Genomic DNA, 24,639 nt, shown 5'->3' with positions numbered 1-24,639 from the left:
CCCCGGCACCTTCTGAGCGCGGGTCAGCCGGTGGGCCGCTGGACGGGCTGGGTCTCGGTCCGGTAGATGAGGGTCGTCTCGACGTGCACGATCTCCGGGCGGATCAGGAACTTCTCCAGCAGGAGCCGGTGCAGGCGGTCGGCGTCGGCGACCGCCACGTGGACCAGGAAGTCCTGCGGCCCGGCCACGTGGAACAGGGCGATGGTCTCGGGCAGGCCGAGGACGAAGGCCCGCAGCGGGTCCACGAGCTGGCTGGTGTGCGGTCGGACCCGCAGGGCGAGCAGCGCCTGCAGGGGACGGCCCAGCGTCGCCGGGTCGACCTCCGCGCGGAAGGCGCCGATCACTCCGCGCCTGCGCAGGGAACGCACCCGCTCCAGCGCGGTGGACGGGGCGACGCCCACGCGCTCGGCCAGGTCCTTGTTGGGCAGCCGCGCATCCTTCTGCAACTCGACCAGAATCCGCCGATCCACCGAATCCAGTTCGACACTCATCGTCTTCGGTCCTCCGCGATTCGGACAGGATGGCGAGCCACCGTGAATTCCACCAGTATCCCCGTGTGATGTGGAATGTCGAAGAATTCGTGAACGCGGCGAACGCGACCGTCGGTGAGCTGGCCGCCTACGTCGACGAGAGCCAGCGGGGCGTGCCGCCCGTCATCCGCCGCAGGCCCCCGCGCGAGCTGGCCGAACGGCTCGGTCTCGCCCGGTGGATCCGCGAGGGCGGGATGACCGCCGACGACCACGCGGAGTTCCTGCGGGTCTACCTCGCCGAGGGCACCCGGCTGCACCACCCCGCCTACCTCGGCCACCAGGTCGCCGTGCCCGACTTCCCGGCGGCGCTGGCCGACCTCGTCCACGGGGTGAGCAACAACCCGATGGCGATCTACGAGATGGGCGCCTCGGCCGCGACCGTGGAGTTCGAGGTGCTGCGCTGGATGCTCGCCACGGTGGGCTTCGGCGAGGCGGGCGGCGGGGTGCTGACCCACGGGGGGTCGCTGGCCAACCTCACCGCGTTGCTGGCCGCGCGGGCCTCGGTGGCCCCGGACGCGTGGACCGACGGCGTACCGGGCGATCTGGCCCTGCTCGTCCCGGCCTCGACGCACTACTCGCTCACCCGCGCCGCCGCGATCCTCGGCCTGGGGGAGCGGGCCGTGATGCCGCTGGACGTGGATGGGCTCGGCAGGATCGACGTCGCGCGCCTGCCCGAGACCCTGGAGCGGGTACGCCGTGCCGGGCGGCGTCCGATGGCCCTGGTGGCGAACGCCTGCGCGACCGGGACCGGCCTGTACGACGACCTGCGCGGCGTCGGCGGGTTCTGCGCGGCCAACGGGATCTGGTTCCACGTGGACGGCGCCCACGGCGCCTCGGCGCTGCTGTCGCAGGGGCACCGCCACCTGCTGGACGGGATCGAGCTCGCCGACTCGCTGATCTGGGACGCGCACAAGATGCTCCGTACCTCCAGCCTGGCGGCGGCGGTGCTGACCCGCAGGGAGGGCGACCTGGACGCGGCCTTCCGGCAGAAGGCCAGCTACCTGTTCTACGGCGAGCAGGGCTTCGACCTCATCGGCAGGACCGTGGAGTGCAGCAAGGCCGAGCTGGGCCTGAAGATCTTCCTCAACCTGGCCTGGCGGGGTGAGCGCGGCCTGGGCGAGTACGTCGCGCGGCGGTACGCCACCGCCCACCGCCTGTGGGAGCTGGCCACGCGCCGGCCGGGCTTCACCTGCCCGTACGAGCCGGAGAGCAACATCGTCTGCTTCCGGTACGGCACCGGCGACCAGGCGGCCGTCCGGGAACGCCTGATGGAGGACGGCTCGTTCCAGCTGACCTCGACCGAGATCGGCGGCGTCCGGCACCTGCGGGCGGTGGTGATGGCCCCGGCCACCGACGACAAGACGCTGGAGGCGCTGCTGGACCGCGTCGCCGAGCCGGACGGGCGGGTGCACGGCGGGACGGTCCCGGGGTGACCCGTGCGACAACGGCCCGGGTGACCCGTGCGACGACGGTCCCGAGATGACCGCGTGCGACGACGGCCCGGGGTGCCCCTGCGACGACGGTCCCGGCCCGAGGGGGGACCGCGTGCGACGACGGGCCCTCCCCGAGGGGACCTTGTGCGACGACGGGCCCCTGCCCGACCGCGGAGAGGGCAGGGGGCCGTGTGATCAGTTGTCGGTGCAGAACATGTGGATGCGGCAGTTCGTCACGCGACCGGCCTCGTTGGCGGCCGGCTCGCGCTCCTGCAGATCCTGAAGGTCCTGAACGTCGAAGGACATCGTGTTCACCTCCCTGTCGATCTCGTGGCCACGCCTGCGGCGGGCCGCTTCTCCTTCCACCGCCCGGGAGCGGGCGGTGAGCCTGTGAGGGGGGATCGCCAGGCGTCCCCCATGACGTCGTCGAGCATCCACGGCCGCGCGTGCCCGTGCCGGAGGCGCAGGAGGAAGGCGACGACGCCGGCCGTACCGCCGAGGAAGGTCGGCACGACCGTGGAGAACGGGTCCGGCACGAGCGTCCTGCCCGAGCGGGAGACGGCCCGTGCCCGCAGGCATCCGGCCAGGTCACCGGCCTGCCGCAGGTAGCGGTCCTCGCCCGTGAAGGCGGCCATGTCGAGCAGGAACTCGCCCTCGCCCGGCAGGCCGTGGCACGGGACCGTCCCCGTCTGCCACCGGGTGCGGTGCGCCGCGACCGCCGCCTGCCGGGCCAGCCGCAGCGCACCGGCCTCGCCGGTGGCGCGCCAGTACCGGACGAGGAAGGAGCCGATGCCCGACGACCCGCTGCACCAATGCGGCCGTCGCGGCCGGAGCGTGCGGGGCTCCTCGGCCAGGGTCGGCCACCAGGCGCAGTCGCCGTCGACGTCGGCGTGCTCCTCCAGGGCGGCGGCGACCTCGCGCACGGTCGCCATCCACTCCGGACGGTCCAGGGCGACCGCTCCGTAGAGCAGCGCCGTGCCGATCCCGGCGATCCCGTGCGCGAAGCCGAGGTGGTCGGCGCCCGCCAGCCCGGAGTCGAACGACTCCGGGACCGGCCAGCGCGGTTGCCCGCGCCGGTAGGAGCGCGCGGCGTGCAGGTTCTCGAACGTCCTCGCGGCCCGCTCACGGAGCACGGGGTCACCCGAGCGGACGGCGAGCCGCAGCACCGCCATGCCGGCCCCCGCCAGCCCGTGCGTCACGTCGGAGTTCGGGTACGCGACCGGCAGCCGGGCCGCCGCCCGCAGCGCCACGTCCATGGTCTCGCCGTCACCGGCCGCCTCGGCCGCGTCGTACAGGGCCCAGACGGCCCCCGAGCGCCCGAAGTACAGGCCGGGAGGCCAGAGGTCCTCGGCGGCGAGGCGTCCGCGCAGCCACCGGGTCACCCCGGCCGCGAGCTCCGCGAGCTCCGCGACCCCGGCGGGCCCGGCCGTCTCCGTCGCCTTCGCGGTTCTCGCGGCCTTCGCGGCCTTCGCGGTGTCGTGCGGTGCGCGGGAGGCGAGGGTGAGGACGCCGAGGATGCCCGGTACGCCCCCGTTCACCGAGCACGGGTCCGCCTCGACGCCGCGCTGGACGCCCGGCCACGGCGACGGGCCCTGCCCCGAGGTGTCCGCCGTCTCCACCAGCCACGCCAACCCGTCCGCCACCAGGTCGTCCACCCCGCCGTCCGCCCCGCCGTCCGTCACGGTACGGACCGGGGGACGATCGGCCACCGGTGCCCGGTCCACGGCCGATGGGTGATCCGCGATCGACGCGTGGCCCGCGACCGGTGTGCGGTCCGCGACCGGTGGGTGGTCCGGGGGCGGCGTGCGGTCCGTGGCGAGCCCCGCCAGGTACGCGGTGCAGCGGTCCAGCGGCCAGCGTCGTTCCGGCTCGGTGACCAGCCCCTCCACCAGGGGCCGCAGCAGGGCCAGGGCCGGGTTGGACGCGGACACCGCGGCGACGTGGTCGAGCAGGCGCCGTCCCCGGGCCGGGCCGGTGACGCCGTCCTCGGGAAGTTCCAGCCCCGCGCCCACCGCGAGGAAGTAGACCAGACCGCCGAGCCCGAACAGGTCGGCCTCCCGGCCCGGGGCGGGCCGGAACCTGCCGCCGTACGGCACCAGCTCCGGGGCCAGGTAGCCGGGGGTCCCGCCGATCATGACGATCTCGCCGGGCGCCGCCACGTGCTCCGGGTCGATGAGCCGGAGGTCCCCGCCGGGAAGGATCATCACGTTGTCCGGCGAGAGGTCGCGGAAGACGTACCCGCACGCGTGGACGGCGCGCAGCGCCTCGACGAGGCGCCGCACGATCGGCAGGATCTCGGCGGGCCCGTGCCCGAAACCGTCGTGCCCGACGGGACCGGCGTTCTCCTCCGACCAGCGTCGCAGCGTCGTGCCGGGGACGTGCTCCTCGACGAGGAAGACGTGCCCGCCCTGCTCGAAGAAGTCGACCACGGCGGGCACCAGGCCGGTGCCGGCCAGCGCCTTCAGGCGGGAGCGCTCGGTCGCCAGCCGGGAACGGGCGTCGTGGCCCGCGAGGTCGGACGACGCGTGCGGACGCCCCTCCTTGATCACCACCTCGGCGCCGCTCACGTCGTCCCGTGCCAGGTACACGCCGCCCCTGTTGGCGTGTCGTACGGCCTCGCGGACCACGAAACGGCCGTTCAGCATCACGGCCGCCGGTGCCGGGCGGCCGTTCCCGTTCCCGTTCCCGCTTCCGGTCCCGTCGCGGGTGCCGGAGGGCCGCGCCCCACCGGCCGGGTCGTCGGAAGTGGAGACCCCCGAGGTGGAGGCCCCAGAGGTGGAGATCCCCGAGGTGGAGGCCCCCGAGGTGGAGGCCCCCGCAGTGGAGATCCCCGGCGTGGAGGGGCCCGCGGACGTGGCGGCCGGGAACGCGGCGAACGGGGAGGTCGCGAAGGACGGTGGCGAGAACCTCGGCAGCCGCTCGTCGGGGATCGCCCTCCCCTCCGGTGTGCGGATCCGCAGCTCGTAGAACCCGTCGTTGCCGAGCACCCGGTGCCCGCCGAAGGTCCCGTACCGGTAGTGGACGATCCCGCCCGGCCGCCAGGGGCGGTCCGACAGGATCGCCGGGCCGGGCAGCCCCCAGGTGGCCTCGTCCAGGAGGGCGGCCAGCCGGGCCGCCTCGACGTCGTCCGCGGGGTAGACGGTGACGAACTTCCCCGCCTGCGCGCGGGGGCAGTGCGGCATCAGGAGTTCCCAGTAGTCGTCCAGCCGCGCCGGGAACTTGAAGGCGCACCCCTCGGCGGAGAGCACCCGGACGACCCGGGAGAGCACGACCGGAGCCGAGAGCATGGTCGCGGAGACGTGGAGCTTCCAGCCCTGCGCCGGCAGGACGCCTCCCACGGGAGCGATCCGGCACCAGAAGTCCTCGTCGGCGATCGACCAGGCGCGGGCCGGGGCCCGCCCGATCTCGGCGATCGCGATGTCACGCAGGAGGGCGTCGTCGCCCGGAGCGTTTCTCACGGCAGATCGTCCCGCCCTTCTGCTCTCACGGTTCCGCGTCACCTGGAGGCCACGTGGAAACGCACGGAGACCACGTGGGAATCGCCCCGGGACGACCCGAGGGTCGCCGGGAAAGAGCGGCGCGAGGACCTCTCGCCGGTGGTCGTACCGGCCGGTCCGAGGTCCGTCCGGGCACGTGTGCCCAGGTCCGCCGGGGTCGGCGGTGGTGGTCGCGCGTATGTGCGAGCGGCGGGATCCGCCGCGTTCCCTCGCCTTTCGGCGCTTGCACCAGAGAACACGGCGGACGGCGGGAGTGCCAGGTAAAAATACGCATCCGCGACCCGTCGCCCCCATTCCGACGGCCTTTAAAGCGCATTTTTCGTATTTACAGTATTCAATTCGTGGTGGTCTCCTCCCCGTCCCGCCGCCCGGCCCGGACCGCCGCGAGAACGGCGAGCCCGGCGACCTGCGCCGAGGCCAGGACGATCACACCGGCGCGGAAGCCGCCGGCCCCGCCCCCGGCCAGATGCCACGCCAGGGACGTCACGGCCGGGCCCACGGTGAAGCCGAGGGTCCGGACGGTGGCGCCGACCCCTCCGGCCGTGCCCGTCATGCCGGAGGGTGCCGCGGCCAGCAGCGCGACGTTGTTCGGGGCGTTGAACAGTCCCTGACCGGCACCGACCAGCGCCAGCCGCCAGGCCAGGTCCACGAGCCCCGCGGACGGGCCCAGGGTGAGCATGCTCAGCGTCCCGGCCAGGGTCACCGCGCCGCCCGCGACGGCGATCACGTTGGGCCGGTACCGGTCGGCCAGCGCCCCGCTGACCGGTGAGCACACCGCCATCCCGCCGACGAAGAACAGCAGCGCGACCCCCGTCGTCCCGGGGGTGCCCCGCAGCACGTCGGCCACGAGATAGGGCAGCAGGAACAGCGTCAGCCCGACGACCGAGCTCATCAAGAGCAGGGCGGCCAGCGGCAGGCCGTACGCGCGGCGGCGGACGAGCGTGATCACCGGCCGGGAGGCGGGCAGCCGGCTCCACGCCACGGCCAGCGCCAGGGCGGTGACCGCGAGCGGTACGACGACGACCGCGCCGCCGCCGACCCGGTCGAACGCCAGGAGCAGGGCGGCGACCGCGCCCCCCAGGATCGCGACCTCGCCCAGCAGCGACCGGTCCGGCGCGGGCAGCCCGCCCCGGCCGCCGGGAACGGTGCGGTACCCCAGCCACAGCACGACGAGCAGGATCGGGATCTTCAGCAGGAAGACCGGGCGCCACCCGTAGGCCCCGGCCACGAGCCCTCCCAGCGACGCGCCGGCCATCGTGCCGAGGGGCATGATCGTGGCGATGTAGCCCAGGGCGCGGCCGCGGTGCTCGGCCCGGACGCTCGTCCGTACGACGGGCATGTAGATCGCGACGACCAGGCCCCCCGCGATCCCCTGCAGCACCCGGGCGACCAGGAGTGTCCAGAACGCCGGCGCGAACGCCGCCAGCAGGCTCGTCAGCCCCACCCCGGTCACCGCGACCATGAGCACCGACCGCAGGTCGGCGCGGTCCACCCACCGGCCCGCGGGGACGGCCAGGGCCGCCGTGGGCAGGACGTAGGCCAGCAGCACCCAGGCGGTCGCGGCGGGGCCGACGCCCATCTCGGCCCCGATCACCGGCAGGGTGACCGCCGCCAGGCTCATCTCGACCGAGACGACCAGCATCGCCATGGCGAGCGCCACCACCGGTCCCCATCGCGTGCGCTCCACGGCCCCGGCCGTGGTCGGTGTCCCGTGCTCGTTCATGGTCACGACGCTAGGGAGGGACGCGCCGCGGCGCTTCTGTCGATCGACTGGCGCCGGCGACCGGACGCGCAGGTCACGCGGGGCCGGGGCCCGCCTGCGGGGGGCCGTGCCGGTCGCCGTGAGACACCAGTCATATGACTCATGCGGCGCCGTCCCGCCTCCTCCTACCGTCGGTGTCACCGACCGAACACGACATGAAGGAGATCACGGTGTCCCAGGACCGGCTGCGTCTGGCGATCATCATCGGCAGCACCAGGGAGGGACGTTTCGCCCCGACCGTGGCCCGGTGGTTCACCGGCCGGGCCGAGCGGCACGGCGACATGGACGTCGACGTGCTGGACCTGGCCGAGGCCCGGCTGCCCGCCACGCTCACCAACGAGCCCCCGCCCGAGGTGGCCGCGATCACCCCGCGGCTGGCCGCGGCCGACGCGTACGTCGTCGTGACCCCGGAGTACAACCACAGCTTCCCCGCGTCGCTCAAGAGCGCCATCGACTGGCACTTCACCGAATGGCAGGCCAAACCGATCGGCTTCGTCTCCTACGGGGGCATGGCCGGCGGGCTGCGCGCGGTGGAGCACCTGCGGCAGGTGTTCGCCGAGCTGCACGCGGTGACCGTCCGCGACACGGTCAGCTTCCACGGCGCGCACGACCGGTTCGACCCCGACGGCCGGCCCCACCGGCCCGAGGGGTGCGACGCGGCGGCCGCGTCCATGCTCGGCCAGCTCGCCTGGTGGGGCCACACGCTGCGGGAGGCCAGGTCCAGGCGGCCCTACACCGGCTGATCCGTCCCCTCACCGAACCGATTCAGGAGATCGTCATGCACGCCATCCGGCAGTACGCCTTCGGCCCCGCCGAGAACCTGCTCCACGAGGAGGTCGAGGACCCCTCGCCCGGCCCGGGACAGGTCCGCATCGCGGTACGGGCCGCCGGGGTCCACCTCATGGACACCTCCATCCGCGCCGGTTCCGCCGGCGAGCTGCCCTTCCCGCTCCCGGACCTGCCGATGACCCCCGGCCGCGAGGTGGCCGGCGTCGTCGACGCGGTGGGCGAGGGCGTCGAGGAGAGCTGGCTGGGCCGCAGGGTCGTCGCCCACCTGGGCCTGGCCAGCGGCGGCTACGCCGAGTTCGCGGTCCGCGAGGCCGAGGCGGTGCACGCGCTCCCCGACGGCCTGGCGGACGACGTCGCGGTGGCGATGATCGGCACCGGCCGCACCACCATGGGCATCCTCGACGTCGGGCAGATCGTGTCGGACGACGTGGTGCTGGTGACCGCGGCCGCCGGCGGGATCGGCAACCTGCTCGTCCAGGCGGCGCGGAACCTCGGCGCGACCGTCGTGGGCGTGGCCGGAGGCCCGGCCAAGACCGAGCGGGTCCGACGGCTGGGGGCGTCGATCGCCGTCGACTACGACACGCCCGACTGGGGCGGCCGGGTGCGCGACGCGCTGAACGGGCGCGAGGTGACGGTCGCCTTCGACGGGGTGGGCGGAGCCCTGGGCCGTACCGCCCTGGAACTGCTCGGCGTCGGCGGCCGGTTCGTCATGTTCGGCTGGTCGGCGGGGAAGCCGACCGAGCTGTCCACCGGCGACCTCTACGCCCGCTGCCTGACCGCCTCGGTCGCCCTGGGCCCGCGGATCCTGAAGGCGCCCGGGGGGCTGCGCGGCCTGGAGGAGCGCTCGCTCGCCGAGGCGGCGTCCGGCCGGCTCGTCCCGGAGGTCCAGCGGTTCGCGCTCGCCGAGGCCGCGCTGGCGCACACGGCCCTGGAGACGCGGGCCACCGTGGGCAAGGTCGTGCTGGTCCCCTGAGCAGGTCACCTGCGGGCCGCGCACATCGGTTGAGTAGCTTCTAGTCATGTTCCACGGGCGTACCGACGAGCTGGCGGTCATCGACCGCCTCCTGTCCGACGCCCGCAGCCGCCGGAGCGGGGCGCTGGTCGTCCGCGGGGAGGCCGGGATCGGGAAGTCCGCCCTGCTCGACCACGCGGCGGCGGCGGCCGGTGACATGCGGGTGCTGCGCGGGGTCGGGATCGAGTCGGAGAGCGAGCTGCCGTTCGCCGGCCTGCACCTGCTCCTGCGGGGGGTCGCCGACCACGTCGACGCCCTCCCCGACAGGCAGGCGCGGGCTCTGCGCGGCGCGCTGGGGATGGCGCCCGTGCCCGGCGGCGCGCCCGTGTCCGGCGGCGACCGGTTCCTGACCGGCCTGGCGGTCCTGACCCTGCTGGCGGACCTGGCCGAGGACCGCCCGCTGCTGTGCCTGGTCGACGACGCCCACTGGCTCGACCACGCCTCCGCCGAGGTCCTGCTGTTCGCCGCCCGGCGCCTCGGCGCCGAGGGCATCGTCCTGGTCTTCGCCGCCCGCGACCTGCACGCGCCCGCCTTCCCCGCGCCCGGCCTCACAGAGATGCGCCTGTCCGGGCTGGACGGGACGACCGCCGCGGACCTGCTGGCCGGGCACGCCGCCGACCTGCCCCGGCACGTGCGGGAGCAGATCCTGCGCGAGGCCCGGGGCAACCCGCTGGCCCTGCTGGAGCTGTCGGCCGCGCAGCGCGAGGGCCAGCTGCCCGCCTACCCGTACAACCTGGGGACGCTGCCGACGCACAGCCGGATCCAGCAGACCTTCACCGACCGGATCGCCACCCTGCCCGAGCGCACCCGCACCCTCCTGCTGGTCGCCGCGGCCGACGACACCGGCGATCCGGCCGTCGTGCTCGGGGCCGCCGCGCGGCTCGGCGCGGACGTCGAGGACCTGGAACCGGCCGAGCACAGGCGCCTGCTGCTGTTCACCGAGGACCGGCTGGTCTTCCGGCACCCGCTGATCCGGGCCGCCGCCTACCGGGGGGCCACGCTGAGCCGGCGGATCGCGGTGCACCGGGCCCTGGCCGACACCCTGGGGACGCACGCCGACGCCGACCGGCGCGCCTGGCACCTGGCCGCCGCCAGCACGCGTCCCGACGAGGAGGTCGCCGCCGCCCTGGAGCGCAGCGCCGAGCACGCGCGCGCACGCGGCGGGTACGCGGCGATCGCCGCGGCCTACGAACGCGCGGCCTCGCTCAGCCCCGACCGGCGCGGCAGGGGCAGGCGCCTGGCCGTGGCGGCACGGGCCGCCGTCGACGCCGGGCAGCTCGACCGGGCGGTCACCCTGGCCGACCAGGCCGTCCCGCACGCCCTGGACCCGACGACGGCGGCGGAGGTCGCCAGGGTCCGGGCCACCGTCGCCGGCGAGCGGGGGCAGCCGAAGGTGGCCCACGAGATCCTCGCCGAGGCGGTGCTCTCCACCGCCGGGCACGACCCGGACACGACGGCGGCCATGCTCTTCGACGCGGTCGAGGCCGCCTGGTTCGCCGGTGACCTCGCGGCCGTCACCGGCGTCGTGGAACGGGCCCGCACCCTGGGCCACGCCCCCGACGACCGCGTACGGGCCCTCGTCCGGGTGGCCGCGGGGCTCACCGGCCTGGCGGCCGACGAGGTCGGGGACGGGCTGCCGGCGCTGCGCGAACTGATCGGCCTCACGGCGGGCGGGCCGCACCGGGCGGGCTTCCGGGAACGCGCGCGGGTCACCTGGTGGCATCTGATGCTCGGTGAGCACGTCGCGGCCCACGACCTGGCCGTCGCCCTGGTGCGGGACTGCCGTACCGAGGGCGCGATCGGCGTGCTGCCGCGCGCCTTGGCGCTGCTGGCCAGAGCGCAGATGCCCCAGGGGCGGTACCGCGACGCGCTGGCGAGCGGCACCGAGGGGCTGCGCATCGCGCACGACACCGGTCAGAGCGACCACGAGGGCTACCACGCGGTCGTCCTGGCCCAGATCGCGGCCGTCGAGGGCGACCAGGAGCGCTGCGCCGACCTGGTGAAGGAGGTCCTGGCGCGGGGGACCGGCGCGAACCCGGTGTGGGCCGCGTGCGCGCTCAGCCTCCTCGACCTCGGCCTCGGCAGGCACGAGGCCGCCCTGCACCGGCTGGAGGGCGTCACGGCCGGCCCCAACCGGCTGGACACCCTCTCCAGCCTGCCCGACCTCGTCGAGGCCGCGGCCCGCCTCGGGCTCCCCGGGCGCGCCGCGGAGTCCTGCCGCCGCTACCGGGGCTGGGCCGAGCAGACCGGGCAGCCCTGGGCCGGTGCCGTCGCGCTGCGGTGCCGGGCGCTGCTCGCTGACGACGAGGAGGAGGCCGGCGCGTACTACGCGCGGGCGGTCCGGCTGCACCGCACCGGGGAACGCCCCTTCGACCGGGCCAGGACCGAGCTGCTGTACGGCGAATGGCTGCGCCGCTCCCGCCGCAGGTCGGACGCCCGCCCGCCGCTCCGCTCCGCCCTGGAGATCTTCGAACGGCTCGGCGCCGCGCCGTGGGCCGCCCGTGCCCGCACCGAGCTGCGCGCCTCCGGCGAGAGCCTGGCCGCGCGGGATCGCCGCACCGGCCCGCTGAGCAGCCTCTCCCCGCAGGAGTTCCAGGTCGTACGGCTCGCCGCGGCGGGCCTGAGCAACCGCGACATCGGCGCCCAGCTCTTCCTCAGCCCCAGGACCGTGGGCCACCACCTGTACAACGCCTATCCCAAACTGGGCGTCGCCACCCGCGGTGAGCTCGCCCGGCTCGACCTCTCGGCGGAGACGGGCTAGCGGCGCGTGCCCTGTTGTAGCGTCGCGGTCATGACCGAACCCGACGGCCGCCTTCGTGCGGTCTGCGACCTCACCGTCTCCGGCGTCAGGGAAATGGCCGGGCGGCACGAGTACGACGGCATGATCCAGGACCTGTCCCCGGAGGGGGTGCGCGCCGGGCTGGCCGCGCTGGGCCGGGGGCCGCTGCCCGCCGACCCCTACGACGCCGCCCACCTGCAGATCTTCGAGGAGGCCCTGCGGGTGCAGTTCGGCGAGCTGCAGCTGCACCGGCGCAACCCCCTGGAGCACCTGGGCAACCTCGACCTGGCCACCTACGACCGCGAGTACGCGCCCGAGGTCGACCGGGAGGCCGCCAAGCACGCCCACCTCGCCCTGTGGCCCGAGGCGGTGGACAACGCCGTGGCCTCCCTCGACATGCTCAGCGCGCCGGTCGCGACCGCGCTGCTCGGAGCGGTGCGCGGCCTGGGGTCCGGGGTGCCCGGGGACGCCAAGGAGAGCGCGCGCGAGGCCGCGTTCAGGGCCCACGCCCGGCTGGTGGAGCACGTCGAGAAGGCCGCCCGTTCCGGGGACCCGGACGCCTCCCTCGGTGCCGACGGCCTGGCCCGGCTGATGGGCACGGGCGAGGGCCTCCCGGTCGACCTGGGACGCCTCGCCGAGCGCGCCGACGCCGAACGCGACCGGCTGATGGCCCGGCTGGCGGAGGCCTGTGCCGCCCTGGGCTTCGCCGGCCGGCAGCCGCTGGACGTCGCGCGCGAGCTCGTCAGGGACCACCCCGGTCCCGGGGGCGTGATCGAGGCGGCCAGGGTCGGCACCGAGCGGGCGATCGCGTTCACCAGGGAAAAGGACCTGGTGCCCCACCACGACGGGGAGTGCCTGGTCGGCATCGCGCCCGAGTCGCGCCGGTGGGCGATGGCGATGATGAGCTGGGCGGCGCCGGGCGAACCCGACGGTCCCTCCTGGTACCACGTCACCCCGCCCGACCCCTCCTGGCCCGAGCGCGACATCGAGGAGTGGCTGGAGGTCTTCAGCGAGACCACGCTCCCGGCGATCAACGTGCACGAGGTCGCCCCCGGGCACTTCTCGCACGGCCGTGCCCTGCGCCACGTCCGCTCCGACGTGCGGCGGACGCTGATGTCGCTGGCCTTCGCCGAGGGCTGGGCGCACTACGCCGAGGAACTGTGCGTGGAGGAGGGCTTCGCGCCCGGCGACCCGCGCTTCGAGATCGGCGTGTGCCTGGAGGCGCTCCTGCGGGTGACCCGGCTGGCCTGCGCGATCGGCGTGCACTCCGGCGCGATGACCGTCGAGGAGGGGGCCCGCCGCTTCACCGCCGACACCCACATCGCCGGTCCCGCGGCCCTGTCGGAGGCGGCGCGTGCCACCTTCGACCCCACCTACGGCCGCTACACCTGGGGCAAGCTGGAGATCCTCGACCTGCGCGAGCGCGCCAGGGCCGAGTGGGGCTCCGGCTTCGGGCTCAAGCGCTTCCACACCGCCATGCTCGACCTCGGCTCCCCTCCGCTGGGCCTGCTCGGCCACGCGCTGGGGACGGCGCCCGTCCCCGCCTGAGGGCCCCGGCGGGCGGGCCTGCGGGGCCTTTCCCGCCCTCGGTGACCGCTGACCGGTGATCGCCGGTCAGCGGTCCACGGCCGTGGTCCCGCCGTCGACGACCAGGTGGGCGCCGGTGATGAAGGACGCCTCGTCGCTCAGCAGGAACCGTACGGCCGCGGCGACCTCACCGGGGCGGCCCAGGCGGCCCAGGGGCGACCTGGTCCTGAAGGACTCCAGGTGGCCGGGGTCGCCACCGGTGGCGTGGACGAGCATCGGGGTGTCGATGTAGCCGGGGCAGACGGCGTTCACCCGGATCGGCACCAGCTCGTGGGCCATGGACCGGGTCAGGCCGAGCATCCCGGCCTTGGAGGAGCAGTACGCCGGGATGAACGCCTGCCCGACCAGGCCCTCGATCGAGGAGACGCCGACGACCGCGGCGCCCTCCTGCCCGCGCAGGTCCGGCAGCAGGGCCTTGACCAGCATGGCGTGCGCGCGCAGGTTGACGTCGAGGACCGCGTCCCAGGCGTCCTCGGTCAGGTCGCCGAGGGCCATGGGCGCGGCGATCCCGGCCGCGTGGACCAGCCCGCCGATCCGCCCGAGGGCGTCGCGGCTGACGGCGATCGCGGCGGGGAAGGCCGAGGCGTCGGTGACGTCGACGGTCACGGCGACCGCGGCGGCCCCGTTCATGGCGACGAACGAGGCGGTCTCCTTGGCGCCCGGCCCGTCCAGGTCCCAGATCGCGACCGGGCGCCCGGCCTCGGCCAGCGCCAGCGCGCAGGCGCGGCCGATCCCCGACGCCCCGCCGGTGACGACGACTCCGCTGCTCGTCATGGGGCCTCCTCGACCGCCGGTGGTCTCCAACGTTAACCCGGTGGCCGATCGGTCACCAGATGCGCCACGGACGGGCACTCCCCGTACCCGAGCAGGGGCGCGGGCGGGCGCCGATAGACTGGCACGACCGCTCTGTTCCCTTCGGGGGTTCTTTTGGGGGTCTTGGTGTCTGAGTTCGACACGGTCCTGGTCGTCGACTTCGGCGCGCAGTACGCGCAGCTGATCGCGCGACGGGTACGTGAATGCCACGTCTACTCCGAGATCGTCCCCTCGACGATGCCGGTGGAGGAGATGATGGCCAAGAAGCCCAAGGCCATCATCCTGTCCGGCGGCCCGTCGTCGGTGTACGCCGAGGGCGCCCCGGCCGCCCCCGCGGGCCTGTTCGGCACCGGCGTGCCCACCTTCGGGATCTGCTACGGCTTCCAGGTCATGGCCCAGGAGCTCGGCGGCGAGGTGGCCAGGACCGGGACCGCCGAGTACGGCGGCACCCACCTGGACGTGAGCGACCAGGGCGTGCTCTTCGCCGGGCTGCCCCGCAGCCAGTCGGTCTGGATGTCCCACGGCGACAGCGTCTCGGCCGCCCCCGAGGGGTTCCTCGTCACCGCCGCGACCGCCCAGACGCCCGTGGCCGCCTTCGAGCACCCCGAGCTGGGGCTGTACGGCGTCCAGTTCCACCCCGAGGTACTGCACTCCGAGCACGGCCAGGCCGTCCTCAAGCGCTTCCTCGACGCCGCGGGCTGCCGCCCCTCCTGGACGATGCTCAACATCGTCGAGGACGCGGTGGAGGCGATCCGCGCCCAGATCGGCCCCGAGGGCCGCGCCATCTGCGGCCTGTCGGGCGGCGTCGACTCCGCGGTGGCCGCCGCCATGGTCCAGCGGGCCATCGGGGACCGCCTGACCTGCGTCTTCGTCGATCACGGGCTGCTGCGCAAGGGCGAGGCCGAGCAGGTCGAGCGCGACTTCGTGGCCGTCACCGGCGTCAAGCTCCGGGTGGCCGACGCCCAGGAGCGCTTCCTGAAGGCGCTCGACGGGGTCACCGACCCCGAGGAGAAGCGTAAGATCATCGGCCGCGAGTTCATCAGGGTCTTCGAGGACGAGCAGCGCGCCATCCTGGCCGACGGGCCCGTCGACTTCCTCGTCCAGGGCACCCTGTACCCGGACGTGGTCGAGTCCGGCGGCGGCACCGGCACCGCCAACATCAAGTCCCACCACAACGTCGGCGGCCTCCCCGACGACCTGCGGTTCTCGCTGGTCGAGCCGTTGCGCGCACTGTTCAAGGACGAGGTCCGCCGGGCCGGCGAGGAGCTGGGCCTGCCCGCCGCCATGGTCTGGCGCCAGCCGTTCCCCGGCCCCGGCCTGGGCATCCGCATCGTCGGCGCGGTCAGCCGCGAGCGCCTGGAGATCCTCCGCGAGGCCGACGCCATCGCCCGGGAGGAGCTGACCCGCGCCGGACTCGACCGGGACATCTGGCAGTGCCCGGTCGTGCTGCTCGCCGACGTCCGCTCGGTGGGCGTCCAGGGCGACGGCCGCACCTACGGCCACCCGGTCGTGCTCCGCCCGGTCTCCAGCGAGGACGCCATGACCGCCGACTGGTCCCGCGTCCCGTACGACGTGCTCGCCCGGATCTCCACCCGCATCACCAACGAGGTCCGCGAGATCAACAGGGTGGTGCTCGACGTGACCAGCAAGCCGCCGGGCACCATCGAGTGGGAGTGACCCTCCGAAGGGAGTGATCGGTCGGCTCGCCGGGACGGAGCGTGGCCGACGGCAAGGCTTCGCAAAGTGCCGGACGGTAGGTTGGGGCGGGTGTCCTCCACCTCTCCGATCGGCGCCGGCGCCCCCCCCGGCCTCCGCCGCCCGCCTGGCGTGGCTCGACGCGCTGCGCGGCCTCGGCGCCGTCGCCGTCATGCTGGAACACCTGCTGCCCTGGTTCATGCCCTCCCTGAGGCCGTACTGGTTCAACCTCGGCATGTACGGCGTCCTGGTGTTCTTCCTGGTCAGCGGCTACATCATCCCGGTCTCGCTGGAGCGGCGCGGGGACGTGCGGGCCTTCTGGATCAGCCGGGTGTTCCGGCTGTACCCGATCTACCTGCTGGTCGTGGCCGGGGTGCTGGTGGCGGCGATCTGGATGCCGGTCCGCGAGCAGGTGCCCAGGGACCTGTCGTCGGTCCTCGCGCACGCCACGATGCTGCTGGACGTGGTACACCGGGGCGGCCTGGCCGACACCATGTGGACGCTCTCGTACGAGATGGTCTTCTACCTGATCGTGACCGCGCTGTTCGTCGGCGGGGGACACCGGGCGAGCGGGACGATCGCGGTGGCCTTCGGGACGGTCGCGGTCGTCGCCGGGCTGGTGCTGACCGGGCCGCTGCTGCAGGGGCCCTGGCCCGCCCTGGTGTCGGGCCCGGTGTTCCTCGCGGGCCTGGCCTGCCTGCTCGGCGGCAGGTTCCGCAGGAGCGCCGCCTACGTGCTGGGCGCGATGGCCCTGGTGCTGCTGATCTTCTCCGGTTTCGTGCCGTGGCTGGGGGCGGTGATCCTCGCGGTGATGTTCGCCGGGACCGCGATCCGCCGCTGGGAGGAGGGGGCGGGAGGGCTCGTCCCGGTCGCGGTGACGGCCGTCCTGGTGGGCGTCACCCCGGTCTGGGCGCCCCAGGCGGGCTGGTGGTGGGTGCAGCCGGGGCCGTGGCTCGCGACCATGGCGCTGGCGGGGGCGACGTTCGCCGGGGGGATGGCCCTGCGCGGGCGCGGGCTGCCCCGGTTCCTCGTCTGGCTGGGGCTGGTGAGCTACTCGGTCTACCTGCTGCACCATCCGCTGCTGCGGATCTTCCACGCCGTCGTCGGGGACGTGCGGGCCGCGGGGCAGGCGGTGCAGCTCTCGCTCAGCGCGGTGTTCGTGCTGATGGTGCTGGGCCTGAGCCTGCTCACCTACCGCTACGTGGAGCTTCCCATGCAGCGGCTGGGCAGGCGGCTGGCCCGCGGGGCGTCCGCGGGGGACGCCGGTGGCACGGGCGGTGCCGGGGGAGCGACGGCCGACGGGAGCACGACCGGCACGACCGGAACGGTCGGCGCGGGGGGTGCGGCTCCCGGGCCGCCGTCCTCGGGCGACGGGGCTCGGGAGCCGTCCTGTGGGACCGGAGGTCAGGAACCGTCCGCCGGGGACTGCGCGAAGTCGTCCGGGTCGCCGGTGGGCGAGTCCGAGGTCAGACCCTCGTCCTTCTCGGAGCCGACGGGGTAGACGTCCCCGGGCGCGGTGGCCTTGGCGCCGCGCAGCGAGGAGACCGACACCATGTGGTAGCCCTGCTTCTGCAGCGACGCCAGCAGCTTCGGCATCACCTTGACGGTCTGCTCCACCCAGTCGTGCATGAGGATGACGCCGTCACGCTTGGCGTTCTTGAGCACCTCGTCGTGGATGGCCTTCTCGTTCCTGGTCGCCCAGTCCCGCGAGCCGCCGTTCCACAGGATGATCGGCATGCCCATCTGCTTGGCGATCGCCGTGACCCGCTCGTCGAACTCGCCGTACGGGGGGCGGATCGTCGTCGGGTACTTGCCGGTGACCTTCTTGACGATGTCCTGGGTGTTGATCAGCTCGTCGCGGATCTTGTCCTCGGACGCCTCCCGCAGGTGCGGGTGGGTGTAGCTGTGGTTGCCGATCTCGTGGCCCTCGGTGACCATCCGCTTGGCGAACGCGGGCCGGGACTTCACGTACTGGCCCTCAAGGAAGAACGTCGCCTTGGACTTGTGCTTCTTGAAGGTGTCGAGCAGCTTGTCGGCGTACTTGCCGGGACCGTCGTCGAAGGTCAGCGCGATGCACTTGACCTTCGCGCAGTCCACGGGCACGGGCTTGGCCTTGCCCGTCTCCTTCGCCTTGGAGGTCGTTTCGGGCTTGTCCGCACTCCACGCGGTGGTCGGAACGGAAACCATGGCCAGCGCGCAGGATGCGGCCAGCAACATTCGGACAGGAGACTTCATGAGGGGAGCTCCGGGTCAAATCGACGTCGGTCGAAGGGGCATCCTATCGAGACTGCTGAGGCCCTCCGGGGCGGAAGAGTCACGATGTTCTGTGAAACCCGGCCTCGCCGGGGCCCGGGACGCTCCGGCGGGCGTGTCGCAAGCTTGGTGATTACCCAGGTCACGGCTGCGTATATCGGCGCGGGCGCCCGGGGCGGGTGCCCGATGATGGGCACCCGCCCGCTGCCGGAACCCGCTGGGAAGACCATGACGATCAGTACGGTGCGGCCGAGCGTCACCGGGGAGAAGCGGCGGGAGACCCCCGGTTCCCCGGCGGACCCCGGCCGGTGGTTCACGCTCGCCTGCTACGCGACCGGCCAGCTTGTGCTGCTCGGCTGGTGGCTCGCCTTCCATCCGGGGCTGATGAGCCCCGACTCCGTCACCTACGTCGAGCACGTCACGACGGGTCCCTGGGTGGGCGGGCAGTCGGTCGCCTACGACGCGCTGCTCGGGCTCTGCCTGTGGCTGACCGGGGACGTGTCCGGGGTCACCCTCCTGCAGACGGCCGCGATGGCCGCCGCGCTGGCGCACCTGGCGGGCGCGCTCCGGCCGCTGGGCCCGAGGCGGGGGTGGCTGCTCGTCGCGGTCGGGTGCGCCACGCTGTCGCCGCCGCTCGGCGCCTTCACCGTGACGATCTGGAAGGACGTGCCGTTCACGATCTGCGCGGTACTGGCCGCGGGCACCGCGATCGGGCTCGCCTCCGGGCGCACCGCGCGCGGCCCGTCGGGTGGTCCGCCGGGTGGTCCGGCGTCCTCGGCGGGCCCGTCCGCCGAGGACGCCGCGGGCCGTCCCGCCGGTGACGCGGCACGCGGTCCCGCGGCCGGACCTACGGCCGGTCCCGCGGCCGGTCCGGCCGGGGGTGCCGCGCGGGCCGGGTCCCGGCGGCGGGGCGGGACCCGGCGGAGGCGCAGGCCCGGCAACGGCTGGGTCTGGGACCGGCGTCACGCCGCCCTGGGCGCCGAGCTGCTCGGGCTCGGCCTGTTCCGCCACAACGGCTTCCTGGTCGCGCTGATCGCCGCCGTCCTGCTGGTCCTGCTGCTGCCCGGTGCCCGCCGGTGGGTGGCGGTGACCGCGGCCGGGGCGGTGGCCGTGCCCCCGCTGCTGCTGGGGGCCGGCTATCCGGCCCTGGGCATCGCGCCGCCGTCCCGCACGTTCGCCTACCAGACGGTCTTCGGCGACCTCGCCGTGGCGTACGGGGAGCGTCCCGAGCTGTTCGGCCGCGAGGAGCGGGCGCTGCTGGAGACCATCGCCCCGCCCGACGCCTGGCGGCGGGGGGCGACCTGCCAGACCATGGCGCGGATCTTCTTCGACCCCGCGTTCGGCCACGCCGCGGCCGAGCGGCGGATCTCCGACGTCCTGCGGCTGTGGCGGAGCCTGCTGGTCCGCGCGCCCGGCCTGATGCTCGGCACCCGCATCTGCCGCGCCGCGCTCGCCTGGCAGATCGGCTCGACCGCGGGCGAACCCGGCGGCGAGCTCTACCGCTTCTCGACGCACGACCCCCGGCTCCCCGCGGCCTGGGAGGGCACCGCGACGGCCTCGGTGATGCGGCAGCGGCCCTTCCTGCCGGTCCTGCGGAGCGCCGGGCTGACCGCGCTGGACGCCGCCACGGTCAGGCAGTTCGAGTGGCTGCTGTGGCGGGGGCCGCTGTGGTGCTACCTGGCCTACGCCGCGGCCGCGCTGGCCTGGCGGCGTACCGGGAGCAGGGCGGCGCTCGCCGGGGCCGCGGTGGTCGCGGGCCAGCAGCTCGGCGTGATCCTCACCAACACCGCGCCGGACTTCCGGTTCATGGTGACGCCGATCCTGGTGGGGATCCTGCTGACGCCGCTGCTGGCGCGGGAGGTACGGATCCTGGCGGCCCGCCGCTGACCCGCGGACCGGCCGTCCGGCGACCGCTCCCGCCGGGGGCCGGTCCGCGGACCGCTCGTCGGGCCGCTCTTTCGGCCGATCTCGCCGGAGGCCGGCCCGCGGACCGGCCGTTCAGCGGTCGATCTCGTCGAAGAGCGCCTCCCACCGGTCCAGGACCCGGGGCAGCCGGTACTCGCCCATCCGCTCCCTGCCCCGCGCGCCCATCGCGCGGCGCAGCTCGGCGTCGGACATGAGGCGTTCCAGCGCGGCGGCGAAGCTCGCGGCGTTGCCGGGCTCGGCCAGCATCCCGTTGTCCCCGTCCCGGACCAGGGTCCGCACGCCCGCCGAGGCGTCGCTGGCCACGGCGGGCAGGCCGCAGGCGGCGCCCTCGGCCAGCACCAGCCCCCACCCCTCGAAGTCGCTGCTCAGCGTGACGATGGAGGCGTCGAGGTACTCGGACTCGACGTCGGCGACCTGCCCCCGGAAGACGATCCGGTCGCCGAACCCGGTCTGCCACGCCTGCGCCTCCAGCGCTCCTCGCAGCGGCCCGTCACCGATGATGTGCAGCTCCCACCGCTCGGCGACGGCCGGGGCCGCGGCGGCGAAGGCGTCGATCAGCAGGTCGATCCGCTTGACCCGGACCAGCCGTCCCGCCGAGACGATCCGGGGGGTGCGCAGCGGGGCCGCGCGCTCGGGGAAGATCCCGACCGGGTTCAGCATGGTCCCGCAGTTGGCGAGCCGGTGACCGGCGAAGGACGTGGCGTAGTCCTCGCAGAGGAAGAGCGCCTTGTCGTAGTGGGCGTAGTGCTTCTTGATCAGCCTGAGGTTCGGGGACTCCACCGCCTCGGCGTACGACTGGTGGTACTGGCCGACCTTGGCGATGTGCTCCAGGGGCAGGTCGGCGATCCAGTGGGCGGCCCAGGGGGAGGCGACGACCAGGTAGCCGCCGCGGACCGGGTCGGTCAGCCGCAGCAGCCGCGTCCTGGCGGCCGCGACCTCCCGCGGGGAGCGCCGGGGCCTGCCCCTGCGCCACGGAAGCGCGCGGGCGGCCTCGGGGGCGGGCGTGTCGTACAGCGTGGCGCGCCGGTAGAGGGGGTCGGCGACGTAGGTCTGCGGCTGCCTGGACGGGTTGATGCTGATCATGGTCACCCGGTGGCCGCGTGCCCCGAGGCCCTGGGCCAGGGTGTGGATCACCCGCTGGGACCCGCCCATCGAGTCGGCGTCGGTGCTGAGGAAGAAGACGTCGCGGGCTCTCATCGGATGATCTCCTGCGGGGAACGGGGGAGGAGGGGGGAACGGGGGTCGCGCCGGCGTCGCGCGGCCCACCGGGAGACCCGGGGGACGCGGGGGACGCGGGGGCTCGTCGTCGCACGGCCTGTCCTCGGCCGTGGGGGACGTGGGGGACGTGGGGGACGCGGTCATCGGACGGCCTCCCCGAAGAAGGCGTCCACGACCCTGGCGGCGGCCTGCCCGTCGTCGAGGCCGCACCAGCGCTCGCGGAAGCGGGCGTAGCGCTCGGTGCAGGTCTCGGCGACCTCGTCGAGCCCGGCCAGCGCGCCGGCCAGCTCGCCGGTGTCGCGCAGCAGCGGCCCCGGCGCGACCTCGGCCAGGTCGAAGCAGACGCCCCGCTGGGCGGAGGCGTAGCGCTCGTGGTCGTCGACGTAGTACAGGATCGGCCGGCCGAGGCAGGCGTAGTCGAACATGATCGAGGAGTAGTCCGTCACCAGCACGTCCGAGGCCAGCATCAGGTCGTTGACCTCGGGGTAGGCCGAGGCGTCCCGGACGAGGTGGCCCAGCGGGTCGGGCACCGAGAACCGGTCGTAGCGGTGGGCCCGGACCAGGATCACCCAGTCCGGGTGGAGCGCCTCGGCGAGGGCGGGAAGGTCCAGCCGGATCGAGTCGCCGCTGAAACGCCCGCCGTCGCGGTAGGTGGGTGCGTACAGGACGACCCGTCTGCCCGCGGGGATCTCGAAGAACTCCCGTACCAGCCGCGCCCGCTCGCGCTGCGCGGGTTCGGCGTGCCGTACCAGCACGTCGTTGCGCGGGTAGCCCGCGTGCAGCGGCTCGCCGTCGAAGCCGCTGGCCCGGGCGAAGTCGCGCTGGAAGTCGCGGCTCGGCGTGAGCAGCACGTCCCAGCGCGCCACGGCCTCGGCGTACCTCCTGGCCAGGGCGGGCTGCGCGCGGTGCCGGGGTTCCTCCAGGCCCATCTTCTTGAAGACCTGGCCGTGCCAGGTCTGCAGGTAGCGGGTGCCGGCGCGCTTGCGGTAGCAGTAGGGCAGGTTGTGGCTGTCCACCCAGTACCCGGCGCGGGCCAGCGTCCAGGCGTAGCGGAAGGTGTCGCGCCGGACGAGGTCGACGTCCTCGGGGAAGCGCTCGGGAACGCCCGCGTGCGACCAGACCGCCCGCAGCTCGGTGGCGCGCCGCTGCAGCTCCTCGTGGACGTAGCGCGGGTTGCCGGTGTAGTCGCTCCCCTCGGCCGACTCGAACAGCACCAGACGCCGGTTCACCGGCACGACCGCGCTGACCAGCCGGTAGAAGCGGCCCAGGTTGCGGGGGGTGGCGAGGTCGGTGAGCAGGCTCCGCCACAGCTCGGCCGGCCTGGGGAACCGCCGCCGGGGGACCGGGCCGAGCCTGCGCGCGGTGAGGCGGAACGGCGCCTCGGGCGAGGACTCCAGGACCAGCCGTGCCGGGCCGCCGGACACCTTCGGGCCCCCGGACGCGCGGGACGTCCCGGACCTCCCGAACCTCCAGGACGCGCCGGACACCCGGAACACCCCGGATCTCCCGGATCTCCCGGATCCCCCGGGCACCCGAGATCCTCCGGATTTCCCGGGCCTCTCGGGGCCCACCTCGCCCACCGAGGTGAACGACAGGCCGGGGGAGGCCAGCAGGGGCCTGACGTTGTGGCGCTCGCCCTCGCTCAGCACGACCATGACGGCCTGCGGCCGTACGACGCCGTCCGGCCAGACCAGGTCGGACAGGGCGATCGACACCGTCCCCTCCAGGACGACCGGCCCGTCCGGGGACCCCGTCCCGCCGGGCGATCCGGCCCCGTCTAGGGACCCCGTCCCGTCCGGGCCGCTCCCCGCGGGCACCGGCGCGAACGGGATCGAGGCGATCGTCCTCCTCCTGCCGCCGAGGCGCAGCGACGCGGACGGCGCCCGGCCGTCGAGCACCCGGCCGGGGTCGTAGGTCCGTACCGTCAGGTCCACCCGGTCCCCGGACGCCTGCAGGTCGACCAGCTCGTGCCGCAGCAGCGCGCCGGCCAGCGGCTGCTCGGCCAGGTGCAGCTCGGTGACGTCCAGCTCGCTCCGCCCCCGCTCGTCCGCCGGTGGCGTCGTCCCCCAGAACACCCGCCCGTCGTGCGCGACGACCTGCCGGGGCGGGATCGAGGAGGCGCCGCCCAGCTCGACGGCGGCGAGCGCCGCGTCGGCGCCGCGCCGCTCGCGGACGAGCTGGATGCAGACCCGCTCGGCCCGGCTCAGCCGCCGGATCGCCTCCGGCTCCAGGGTGTCCACGTACGGGATGACGATGCCGGCGAACTCGTCGATCCACCGCGGGTCGCGCAGCGGCAGGTCGCCCAGGTAGAGGCGGAGGTCGTGGGAGAGGAAGCGGAAGTCCTTGTCCTGCTTGAGGTCGAGGGAATGGGTCTCGGCCAGCACGCGGTCGCTCAGCTCGGCGGCCGTGACGCGCTGGCGCACGTTCTCCAGTTCGTGCCGCCGGGAGGAGATCGACCTGGTCGCCGGGGTGGCCGCGAGCAGCCAGCGGTAGACCGGCCACGGCACCAGGGCGAACAGCTTGCTGCGGCAGAACAGCTCGGTGGACCAGACGATGTCCTCGTGGTGGATGTCCTCGTGGAACCGGATGCCGGTGGCGTCCAGGAAGCTCCGCCGGTACAGCTTGTTGGTGGCCAGGCAGTTGAAGAGCAGCTCGGGCTCGGCGCGGATGCCCTCCACGGTCCGCCGCTCGGCGAACAGCTGCGGGTACCACAGGGTGACGGCGCCGGTCGCCTCGTCGACGCGCTCCACGGTGCCCATGACGAAGTCGGCGTCGGTGCGCTCGGCCTCCAGCAGCAGGCTCTTGCAGGCGTGCCGGGGCAGCTCGTCGTCGCTGTCGAGGAACATCAGGAAGGGTGCGCGGGCGGCGTCCATACCCGCGTTGCGGGGAGCCCCGCAGCCGCCGCTGTTGGCCGGGAGCCGCACGTAGCGGACCCGGTCGTCCTGTTCGGTGAGCGCCCTGGCCACCGCCGGGGTGTCGTCGCCGGAACAGTCGTCCACGATGATCACTTCGAGGTTCTTGAGCGTCTGGCCGAGAACGGACCGTACGGCCCGGGGTAACCGGGGCGCGTCGTCGTAGGTGATGACGATCACGCTGACGTCGGGGACCGTGAAACGCTGTGTCATGGTGCGCAACTCCAGACGGCTGGGAGGAAAGCCTTGATCTGCGACGGTTCCCGGACGGGCGGGAGCCGGACAGGGCGTGACGGGACCGCGGGAGGCCCGTGCGGGCGTCCGTGCGGTGCTCACCGGACGGACCGGGACCGGCCGCCGGGTGGCGTAGGCCGGTCCGCACCGGTTCGCAGGGGTCGACAGTGGTTCGCGAGGTTCGCGAAGTCGACGATGG

General features: G+C 74.3%; 15 protein-coding genes. 8 read left to right on the top strand and 7 right to left on the bottom strand.

The window, feature by feature from the left end; translation table 11 throughout:
• Positions 1–23: 23 nt before the first annotated feature.
• Positions 24–491, bottom strand: a complete 468-nt coding sequence (locus ABD832_RS06560) for an Lrp/AsnC family transcriptional regulator (protein ID WP_344889838.1) — start codon at positions 489–491, stop codon at positions 24–26.
• A 68-nt stretch (positions 492–559) separates the two neighbouring features.
• On the opposite strand from ABD832_RS06560, the gene ABD832_RS06555 reads away from it, so the two are divergent.
• The gene (locus ABD832_RS06555) at positions 560–1,963 is read left to right on the top strand and encodes a pyridoxal phosphate-dependent decarboxylase family protein (protein WP_344889835.1); all 1,404 of its coding nucleotides are present in this window, start codon (positions 560–562) and stop codon (positions 1,961–1,963) included.
• A gap of 311 nt (positions 1,964–2,274) precedes the next feature.
• Here the strand turns inward: ABD832_RS06555 and lanL are convergent, their stop codons facing one another.
• Both lanL and ABD832_RS06545 read right to left on the bottom strand, forming a co-directional pair.
• Complete coding sequence (gene lanL, locus ABD832_RS06550; RefSeq protein ID WP_344889833.1) at positions 2,275–5,421, bottom strand: class IV lanthionine synthetase LanL; 3,147 nt, start codon at positions 5,419–5,421, stop codon at positions 2,275–2,277.
• A gap of 373 nt (positions 5,422–5,794) precedes the next feature.
• Positions 5,795–7,183 (bottom strand): MFS transporter, encoded by a 1,389-nt coding sequence (locus ABD832_RS06545; protein WP_344889830.1) that lies wholly within the window; start codon positions 7,181–7,183, stop codon positions 5,795–5,797.
• Positions 7,184–7,356: 173 nt separating this feature from the next.
• Here ABD832_RS06545 and ABD832_RS06540 point away from each other — a divergent pair, with 173 nt between their 5' ends.
• Genes ABD832_RS06540 through ABD832_RS06525 form a run of 4 tightly spaced genes read left to right on the top strand, consistent with a single transcriptional unit; the run spans position 7,357 to position 13,350 of the window.
• Positions 7,357–7,965, top strand: a complete 609-nt coding sequence (locus ABD832_RS06540; protein WP_344889827.1) for an NADPH-dependent FMN reductase — start codon at positions 7,357–7,359, stop codon at positions 7,963–7,965.
• Positions 7,966–8,000: 35 nt separating this feature from the next.
• Complete coding sequence (locus ABD832_RS06535) at positions 8,001–8,984, top strand: zinc-binding dehydrogenase (protein ID WP_344889824.1); 984 nt, start codon at positions 8,001–8,003, stop codon at positions 8,982–8,984.
• Between the two features lie 46 nt (positions 8,985–9,030).
• Complete coding sequence (locus ABD832_RS06530) at positions 9,031–11,784, top strand: helix-turn-helix transcriptional regulator (protein ID WP_344889822.1); 2,754 nt, start codon at positions 9,031–9,033, stop codon at positions 11,782–11,784.
• Between the two features lie 30 nt (positions 11,785–11,814).
• Positions 11,815–13,350 (top strand): DUF885 family protein, encoded by a 1,536-nt coding sequence (locus ABD832_RS06525; RefSeq protein WP_344889819.1) that lies wholly within the window; start codon positions 11,815–11,817, stop codon positions 13,348–13,350.
• Between the two features lie 66 nt (positions 13,351–13,416).
• Here ABD832_RS06525 and ABD832_RS06520 read toward each other — a convergent pair whose 3' ends face one another.
• Positions 13,417–14,163, bottom strand: coding sequence for an SDR family NAD(P)-dependent oxidoreductase (locus ABD832_RS06520; RefSeq protein WP_344889817.1), 747 nt, complete (start codon positions 14,161–14,163; stop codon positions 13,417–13,419).
• Between the two features lie 153 nt (positions 14,164–14,316).
• Between ABD832_RS06520 and guaA the strand changes: the two genes are divergently transcribed.
• Positions 14,317–15,879, top strand: coding sequence for a glutamine-hydrolyzing GMP synthase (gene guaA, locus ABD832_RS06515; protein WP_413224076.1), 1,563 nt, complete (start codon positions 14,317–14,319; stop codon positions 15,877–15,879).
• 145 nt (positions 15,880–16,024) lie between these two features.
• Positions 16,025–17,398 (top strand): acyltransferase family protein, encoded by a 1,374-nt coding sequence (locus ABD832_RS06510; protein ID WP_344893360.1) that lies wholly within the window; start codon positions 16,025–16,027, stop codon positions 17,396–17,398.
• Here ABD832_RS06510 and ABD832_RS06505 read toward each other — a convergent pair.
• Positions 17,302–18,114 carry a polysaccharide deacetylase family protein gene (locus ABD832_RS06505; RefSeq protein WP_344889811.1) on the bottom strand — a complete coding sequence of 271 codons (813 nt, stop codon included), beginning with the start codon at positions 18,112–18,114 and terminating at the stop codon, positions 17,302–17,304. The two genes, ABD832_RS06510 and ABD832_RS06505, sit on opposite strands and share 97 nt — an antisense overlap.
• A gap of 264 nt (positions 18,115–18,378) precedes the next feature.
• Between ABD832_RS06505 and ABD832_RS06500 the strand changes: the two genes are divergently transcribed.
• Positions 18,379–20,037, top strand: a complete 1,659-nt coding sequence (locus tag ABD832_RS06500) for a hypothetical protein (RefSeq protein ID WP_344889808.1) — start codon at positions 18,379–18,381, stop codon at positions 20,035–20,037.
• A 111-nt stretch (positions 20,038–20,148) separates the two neighbouring features.
• Here ABD832_RS06500 and ABD832_RS06495 read toward each other — a convergent pair whose 3' ends face one another.
• Positions 20,149–21,273 (bottom strand): glycosyltransferase, encoded by a 1,125-nt coding sequence (locus tag ABD832_RS06495; protein WP_344889806.1) that lies wholly within the window; start codon positions 21,271–21,273, stop codon positions 20,149–20,151.
• A gap of 161 nt (positions 21,274–21,434) precedes the next feature.
• Complete coding sequence (locus tag ABD832_RS06490) at positions 21,435–24,419, bottom strand: CDP-glycerol:glycerophosphate glycerophosphotransferase (protein WP_344889803.1); 2,985 nt, start codon at positions 24,417–24,419, stop codon at positions 21,435–21,437.
• Positions 24,420–24,639: the final 220 nt, after the last annotated feature.

Origin of the sequence: Streptosporangium longisporum (genome assembly GCF_039534895.1) — a bacterium.
GTDB lineage: Bacteria > Actinomycetota > Actinomycetes > Streptosporangiales > Streptosporangiaceae > Streptosporangium > Streptosporangium longisporum.
The sequence above is the reverse complement of the archived record's forward strand: the minus strand, read 5'-3'. Positions and strand labels throughout refer to the sequence as shown.

What these genes read in the sequence shown, in the direction of transcription:
- ABD832_RS06495 (WP_344889806.1), bottom strand. Translation starts at nt 21,273, where the DNA reads ATGAGAGCCCGCGACGTCTTCTTCCTCAGCACCGACGCCGACTCGATG.
- ABD832_RS06555 (WP_344889835.1), top strand. Translation starts at nt 560, where the DNA reads ATGTGGAATGTCGAAGAATTCGTGAACGCGGCGAACGCGACCGTCGGT.
- ABD832_RS06560 (WP_344889838.1), bottom strand. Translation starts at nt 491, where the DNA reads ATGAGTGTCGAACTGGATTCGGTGGATCGGCGGATTCTGGTCGAGTTG.
- ABD832_RS06535 (WP_344889824.1), top strand. Translation starts at nt 8,001, where the DNA reads ATGCACGCCATCCGGCAGTACGCCTTCGGCCCCGCCGAGAACCTGCTC.
- ABD832_RS06505 (WP_344889811.1), bottom strand. Translation starts at nt 18,114, where the DNA reads ATGTTGCTGGCCGCATCCTGCGCGCTGGCCATGGTTTCCGTTCCGACC.
- ABD832_RS06520 (WP_344889817.1), bottom strand. Translation starts at nt 14,163, where the DNA reads ATGACGAGCAGCGGAGTCGTCGTCACCGGCGGGGCGTCGGGGATCGGC.
- ABD832_RS06500 (WP_344889808.1), top strand. Translation starts at nt 18,379, where the DNA reads ATGACGATCAGTACGGTGCGGCCGAGCGTCACCGGGGAGAAGCGGCGG.
- ABD832_RS06490 (WP_344889803.1), bottom strand. Translation starts at nt 24,419, where the DNA reads ATGACACAGCGTTTCACGGTCCCCGACGTCAGCGTGATCGTCATCACC.
- ABD832_RS06545 (WP_344889830.1), bottom strand. Translation starts at nt 7,183, where the DNA reads ATGAACGAGCACGGGACACCGACCACGGCCGGGGCCGTGGAGCGCACG.
- ABD832_RS06530 (WP_344889822.1), top strand. Translation starts at nt 9,031, where the DNA reads ATGTTCCACGGGCGTACCGACGAGCTGGCGGTCATCGACCGCCTCCTG.
- ABD832_RS06525 (WP_344889819.1), top strand. Translation starts at nt 11,815, where the DNA reads ATGACCGAACCCGACGGCCGCCTTCGTGCGGTCTGCGACCTCACCGTC.